The sequence below is a fragment of the Streptomyces sp. TRM68367 genome, from assembly GCF_014495685.1.
Taxonomy (GTDB): domain Bacteria; phylum Actinomycetota; class Actinomycetes; order Streptomycetales; family Streptomycetaceae; genus Streptomyces.
The window spans coordinates 1-7471 of sequence record NZ_JACTVI010000181.1 but is presented as its reverse complement, the minus strand read 5'-3'; the positions used below and the strand labels follow the sequence as shown (position 1 = coordinate 7471).

General features: G+C 67.2%; 2 protein-coding genes. One reads left to right on the top strand and one right to left on the bottom strand.

The genetic code is table 11. The features are described 5' to 3' along the window. Positions 1 to 6196: DNRLRE domain-containing protein (locus H8R17_RS43710; protein ID WP_316959732.1), on the bottom strand; the 6196-nt coding region annotated here is incomplete at its 3' end. Between the two features lie 654 nt (positions 6197 to 6850). On the opposite strand from H8R17_RS43710, the gene H8R17_RS43705 reads away from it, so the two are divergent. Continuing rightward, positions 6851 to 7336, top strand: coding sequence for a hypothetical protein (locus H8R17_RS43705; protein WP_187828727.1), 486 nt, complete (start codon positions 6851 to 6853; stop codon positions 7334 to 7336). The last annotated feature ends 135 nt before the right edge of the window (positions 7337 to 7471 follow it).

Here is a 7471-nt window from a genome sequence, read left to right as displayed (position 1 = left end):
CGTTCGTCGCCGCCCCCGTCACCTGCGGGTACTTCACGTACACCTGGTAGGTGCCGTCCTCGGGGATCGACAGGTTCCAGGTGAAGGAATCCGTGCCGGTACCGGCCGCGTGTGTGGCGTAGTCGTAGCCCTGGTGGTCGGTGCCGCTGGACGCCGTCGGCCAGGAGCCGGTCGCCGAGGTGGACTGGATGTCGGAGTTGTCGGCCAGGTCGACCTGCAGACCCACCGGCACGCCGTTGTCCGTCCGGGTGTGGATCATCCCGTCCGGGTAGTACGTCCAGTTCATCGTCCGCGACTGCGAACCGCCCGCGGAGGTGATGGTGCGGGAGGTCTGGTCACCCAGCTCGTCGTGGTCGTAGGTGGTGGTGATGTCCCACGGGTCCGTCGAGGTCTTGGTCTGGCCGTCGTCCCAGTAGGTGTAGGTGGTGTCGTTGCGCACCGACTGGCCGGCGGACGGCGGGGCGGACACCTTGGACAGGTGGCCGTCGGCGTCGTAGGAGTAGTCGGTCTCGGCCGCCTTGTTGTACGTCGCGTCGTTCGGGTCGTAGGCGGACAGCTGCGCCTTGACCCGGTTCAGCTCGTCGTAGACGGTCTGCGTGGTGAACGCGGTCGTGGTGTTCGCGGCCACCGCGCGCGGGGAGTACACCTTGGTCTGGTTGCCGACCTGGTCGTAGTCGTACTTGGTGGTGTCGTAGGTGAGGGTGCCGGACGGGTTGTCGTGGGGCACCTGCACCTGGGTGACCATGCCGCGCTCGTCGTAGGTGTAGAGGGTCTGGTTGCCGTCCTCGTCCGTGGTCGAGGTCTGCAGGCCGTCCTTGTCGTAGCCGGTCTGCTTGGTGTGCCCGGCCGCGTCCGTCACCGAGATCGGTCGGTGGTCCAGGTTGTAGGCGTACTTCGAGGTGAAGTCCGTCGTGTCGGTGGTCAGGTTCTTCAGCGGGTCGACCACCTTGACCGTGTTGCCCACGTCGTCGTACGACGTCGAGGTGACATGCCCGGCCGCGTCGGTGACGGACACCGGGCGGTCGAGCACGTCGTAGGCAGTGGTCGTGGTGTAGCTGCCCGGCGTCGCACCCGACAGGTTGCCGTTCGGGTCCGTCTCGGTGAGCTGGTTGCCCACGTTGTCGTAGGTGTAGCTGGTGATGCGGTCCGGGTCGGTGGAGTTGTCCTTCGGTGCCGTGGACGAGGCCAACTCGTCCGCCGCGTCGAACACCGCGGTGGACACCGCGCCGTTGGGGGCCGTGGACTGGGTGACGTTGTCGTTGGCGTCGTACACCGGGGCCGGGGTGGTGATGTACGAGCCCGCCGCCTGGTCCTTGGGAACCTTGCTGACGCGCGGACGCCCGAAGGTGTCGTACGTCTGTGTGGTGGTCTTGTTCAGCGGGTCGGTGACGGACAGCACGTTGCCGCGCACGTCGTAGCTGGTCTGCGTGACGTCGCCGAGTGCGTCGGTCTCGGTCTGCGGGTAGCCGTTGTCGTCGAAGGCGGTGTAGTTGGTGGAGTGGTTGTTGGCGTCGGTGGCCTGGGTCAGCTCACCGTAGGAGTTGTAGGAGTAGGTGGTGGTGTAGCCCGACCCCGTGGCGACGCCCTTGGGGTCCTGCACCGAGGTGAGGTTGCCGTAGGAGTCGTAGCCGAACTGCCACTTGCGGCCCTCCGGCGAGGTCTTGGTGAACAGGTCGGAGGAGTAGCCGTCCAGACGGGTCTGGTAGGTGTACGTGGTGGCCGGCCAGCCGTTCTTGTTCGCCTCCGCGTCCTTCTTGGTCAGCGGGTAGCCGGTCTTCGGGTCGTATGTCCACGTCGTCGTGGCGCCGTTGTCCTCGGTCAGCGAGGTGACGTTGTTGTCGGCGTCCCAGCCGAGCTTCGTGACCTCGTTCTTGGCGTCGGTGATCTGCACGGGGCGGGCGAAGTCGTCCGTGACGTACTTCGTCGCGTGGGTGTTGGCGTCCGTCACCGTGGTGTCGGTGAACGCGGTGTTGGAGGTGTCGGCCGCGTAGGCGATCGATGTCGCGTCGTTCAGCCGGTCGGTGAGGGTCTTGGCCCACCAGTGGTACTTCGGGTTGTCGCCGGTCTGGGGGGCGTAGTAGTCCAGTTTGGTGACGTGACCGCGGGGGTCGGTGACGGACACCAGCTTGACGTTCTTGGTGCCCTGGGTGGCGTCGTAGCCGAACTTGAACACCTTCGGCTGCGAGGAGCCGGCGCCGTCCGTCAGCTGGGCCATCAACCCCTGCGTGCTGTAGAGGAAGGTGAGCTTGCGGCCGGAGATGTCGGTCATCGACGCCACATGGTCGATGATCTTGGGGTTGGTCAGGTTCGTGTCCGACTGCACCGCGCCGGTGTCGTCGACGTAGCTGTAGTTGTCACCCTTGTTGTAGTAGGTGACCGTCAGCGACTGCCGCCCGGTCGGGTCCGTGATGTAGTCCAGGAAGTGCGTCGGCTTGTTGTGGGAGTTGCGGATGCTGTAGGTGAACGTCTCGGTGTTGCCGTTCTTGTCCACGATCGACGTGACATAGCCGTCGCAGTCGTAGAAGAAGCGGGTGCCGTCCGGCCGCGTCATCGACCAGGCGTCAGCCGTGTCGTTCTTGTCCGGGGTGCAGGCCACCCCGCCCTTCATCGCCAGCAGGTAGTGGACACCCGCCGGGGCCTTCCACGTCCCGTCCGTCTGCTTGGTGAAGACGCTGGAGGTGCCGTCACCGTCGGTCAGGGTCACCTCGGTCGGGTTGGGGTTGGGGTGGAAGTCCAGCGCCGCGCCCAGCCGGATCGGCGCCGATGTCTGTGCCGACCAGCCCGGACCCATCACCGTGTCCGAGGTGTCCAGGGAGTTGTACGCGAAGCGGGCGAACGTGCCCAGTCCGCGCCCGGGGTTGGAGAAGGCGTTGTAGGAGAAGACGTCGTTGCCGGAGGCCAGGTTCGTCATCACCGACGAGCCCGCGCCCGTGGCCACACCCGAGTAGGTGTAGTACTTCTCCAGACCGATGGTGTCGGAGGTGGGGTCCTCAACCGTCTCGGACTGGGCCAGCCCTGCTACGCCGCCGGTGGCGGAGTTCCAGGTGTTGTTCGTCTTGTTGAAGACGTCCCACGTCAGCGTGTACTGGGTGCGGGAGTTGGTCGGGTTTCCGGAGTCGGCGTTGGTGGGTGCCTTCACCTGCGCGGGGATGGTGACCGTCTCACCCGGGGAGAGGTCCTGCGGCAGGGCGGTCTGGATCTGGTTGCCGCCGCCTGTGACGTCGGTGCCGTCCGGCAGCGTCCAGCGGTAGGACAGCACCTGGTTGGCCGCCGACCACGTGGTGTCGGTGGTGTTGGTCAGCGACACGTCGACGTTGTACGTGGTGCCCGGCGTCATCCGCTGCGGCACCTGCGGCGCGTAGTACGTCGAGTCGGTGGTGGCGTCCACGTAGGTGACATCCAGCTGCGGGCGCAGCTGCGGCTCGCTCGTCTCGGAGGAGAGGAACACTGACCGCTCCTGCGGTCCGGCGGTCGACTCGTCCTTGAGCTTGATCAGAACACCGTGGTTGGAGGACGGCGTGTTGATCCAGCCCTGCGTCAGCGACGTGGCGTCCCACCAGTGCCGCACCGGATCATTGCTCACCCCGGCGACGGTGTCGGACACCGTCGCCGAGTAGTCACCGCCCGCCGTCGTCCACGCCGTGGTCGAGGTGGCGTTGTTCCAGGTGGCGGCGGCCTCGTCGAAGTCCTTCGTCAGCCCGTGCAGTTCGTACGTCGCCGAGCCGCCACCGGAGTTGGTGGTGATCGTCGACATGGCCTGCACCTGCGCCGACAGCACCCGGGCGCTCGACGGCAGCGAACTGGTCGGGAACTTCAGCACCCCACGGGTTTTGCCGTAGGTGGCGGAGTTGTTGCCCACCTCCAGCCACTTCTGGTTCACGCCGTCGGAGGAGAGGGTGTCGTGCGCGGTGGTCGGCTGGGCCGAGGACAGGGTGGTGTCGGTCTGCCCGGACTGGATGATCTGCGTGGTCTGGCCGGCCTTGGGAAGGTCGGCCAGTTGCACCGGGCCGCCGATGATCTGCCCGCCCTTGGTCTTGACCGCGACCTCGTAGTACACCGCGTGGAAGGCGTCGGGGGAGTCCGCAGGGGTGGGCACCGCGGTGGTGTCGGTGAAGCTCGTCGTGCCGGCCGCGACCGGGGCCACCAGGGTCGCCGAGGAGGGGGTGAAGCCCTGGTAGACGGAGCGGTGGACCTGGTACTCGGCCAGGTCGTTCGCCGGGTTCCCGGTGGTGTTCGTGTATGCCGGCCAGGACAGCTCCGCACCAGTGGCGTGGATGACCGTCGGCGCATTCACCGCCACGCCCGGGGTACCGAAGACCACGGTCAGCTTCGGATACGTCGCGGTCTCACCGCCGTACCCGAACTCCGACGCCTCGTACAGCGGGCCACCCTGGCCCAGCGTCGACTCGTCTGCCGCCTGCAGCACGAACCCGTTGTTCGCAGCCGCCCCGTTGACCCACTTCTGCACGGTGTCGGTCACCGCGAAGTTGTGCCACTGGTCGTAGGAGCCGGCCGCCTTCGTCAGCGTCGTTCCCGGCTCGACCAGCCGCACCGCGTCCGCGATCACCGCGGTCGACGTGGACGCCGGCCCGTCACCCAGCACGATCTTGCCCGCCGTGCCGGCCGAGAACGGCAGCGCCGCCCCGTTGTTCAGCGACCGCCACACCCCGCCGGTCCCCGCGGACTGGTCGATGGTGCCGCTGTACGTGCCGCCGTTGTACGTCACCGTGTACGGCGCGTTCGTCGCCCGGTCGCTCGCCGGGATCGAGTGCACGTCCACCCGGTACGAGCCCGCCTGCGGCACGCTCGGCTGCCAGGTGTAGGTGTCCCCCGTCACCGAATCCTTGTTGTAGGCGTAGTCGCCGTTGACCGCGTACTGGGTGAAGGCGGTGTTCGTCGAGTACGGCCACGAGCCCTTGGCCGCCGTCCCCGGGTCACCGTCGTCCAACTGCACCGTGGTACCCGACAGTTCGCCCGACAGGGTGCTGGTGTTGCTCCACGTCGCCGTCGAGGCGTCCCAGGCGCCCGTCGCCCGGTGCGCCTCGATCACCACGTTGTGGGTGTTGGAGGTGTGGACCTGGTTGTAGTACACGCCCAGCTGCGCCGAGGTGATCTTCGTCCCCGAAGGGATGCCCGTCACCGGGAACTTCAGCAGCGAGCGCAGCTTGCCGGCCGCCGTCGTGCCCACGCCCAGCTGCCACGAGCCGTCGAGGTTCGTCGACGGCTGCGTGGAGTCCACCATCACGTCCTGCGAGGTGGAGGGGGTCGGCGCGATCATCACCGTCGGGTCGACCGTCACCGGGAAACGGCGGTCCTTCGCGGCCAGCCACTTCGTGTCCGGGGTGAGGGTGATCCGCCAGGACGAGCCGGTGCGGGTCAGCTTCTGGACCACCGGGCCGCGGGTCATGTCGACCACGGCGGAGTCGGCGTTCTTCGGCGCCTGGTACATCACCGCGGCCGGGATGACCAGCCTTGGGCGGCCCGTTTCGTTGCCGCCGTAGAGCGCGATCGAGCCGTCCTTCAGCTGCCTGGGAGTCAGCCCGCCGGTCCTGAGGGTGAAGCTGAACGAGACCGGGCCGCTCGGGGCCCGGTTCAGGACGATGTTCTCCTTCACCTCACCGCGCCCGACCCGGTAGTCGAAGTCCGCGCCGGCGGCCAGGCCCCGATACGTGACGGTGTCGTCCTTGGCCACCGGGGAGACGGCCTTGTCCGCACCGGCCAGGCCCAGAGTGACGGTGTGCTGCCCGTCGGCCTCGAAACGCAGCAGGCTCCCGCTGCGGGAACCGAAGTAGGAGCGGGCCAGGTTGGTGGTGTTGGCGTACTTGTACCCGGCCCGGCCGGTCGCAGCGACCTTCGTGTCGATCGCCTTCCAGCCGTGCGCCGAGTGGTACGACAGCGGCACCGCGGAGATCTCCGCCTGCGTGGTGCCGTCCGACAGCTTCCAGTACCGCGCCGAAGGGGTGCGCTTGGACGTCAGCTCCCGCACCCGGTGAGCCTTCGGCGCCTTCTTGCCCGGCGGCAGCTTCTGCCGGTCGGCTATCGCGTCCTTCGGCCCGACCGGCGGCTTGGGCGAGGAATGCCCGCCGCCGAACCAGCCCTTGACCGTGTCGATGATTCCGGAACCACCATGGCCCGGCGACGGCGCGGACGCGAATGCCGGGGTCTGTACGACAGAACCCAGCAACGCTCCGGCCACCAGAGATGCGGCAATCCTTCTTCGCCTCGCCACCTGCAACTCCTTGTCACGCAGCTCAACAATCGGCAGCACAATCGGCCGCGTCTGCGCGTGAGTTCCGGAGCGCCAATATCCCAGGGCTGGGCAGTTCCGGCACGCCCCCACTTCTGGAGGCCGCTGCCGGCACACAGGGAAGGGCTAACCGCAGCACCGTAAATCACCTACGTAGACGTGACCGCACCAATCCGGCAATGGCGGCTCCATAGCCGGTAATGCGACCAGTGCTGGGGGACACCGAATCAGCGGCAGGACCCTGACACAGAGATCGTTGGCAGGTCCAGGGCAACGGCACCTCCGTAAAAATCGGGTCGAACCACCCATCCGGCCAGGGGATTTCACCGGATTTACACCGATTCGCCGACGTAATTTCAGCATCGGTGGCGCGACAACCTTGATGTCGGCTTTGCCTTCAGGGTTTTCACTTTACCGAGTCCAGATACTGGTTTGATCACGGTTCAGGTTTCAGTCACACTCCGGACCTTGAGGCTCAGGCTGCGAAACGGGCCTTTCGGTCCGGCACTTGCGCCCTCGAACCGCATTCGCTCTAATCGACGGGCACACCGCGAATAATTCGAAGACGGGCATTCAGGCCCATCCGCGCAACGGAAGTCGGCGATGGAAACCCAGACAGAAGCAGGCACCGAGACCCTTGAAAGCGACGAAACCGCCAAGGCGTCAGCCAGCCGGCGCCGCGTCCGCCCGCTCCTATTCGGCGGCGGCGCCCTCCTGTGTGCCGCCCTCGCCACCGTCGGCGTTCTATTCGCCACCCACAGCGGGAACGACAAGAACGGCGCGGCAGCCAAGCGCCACGCCCCCACCATTCCCGTGACCTACCAGATCGCCGGCCGCGGCACCGCCCAGATCAGCTACGCCGGCCCGGGCGGAAGGCTGCACACCGTCAGCGCCCACCTGCCCTGGCGCGGCGGCGCCAACCTGACCGCCGGCGGCGCCCCGGCGGTCGTCTCCATCGTCCTGGGCAAGGAGGGCGGCAACGCCACCTGCTCGGTCAGCCTGCACGGCAAGGTGGTACAGCGGGCCACCGCGTACGGCTCGTACGGACGTGCCAACTGCCGCACCCCCCTGGCCCGCACCACGCGATGATGACCGTGGAGAGCAGACCAGGGGATCTTGCGATGCAGAACTTGGAGGCCGCATGAGTTTCCTGAGTCAACCTCTATGCCGCCTGGGGCGTGTCGGCGGGCGCGTTGATCTTGCTGTTGGCCTGGTGGATGGCGG

Coding starts and splice junctions, on each gene's coding strand:
- H8R17_RS43705 (WP_187828727.1), top strand. CDS start 6,851: ATGGAAACCCAGACAGAAGCAGGCACCGAGACCCTTGAAAGCGACGAA.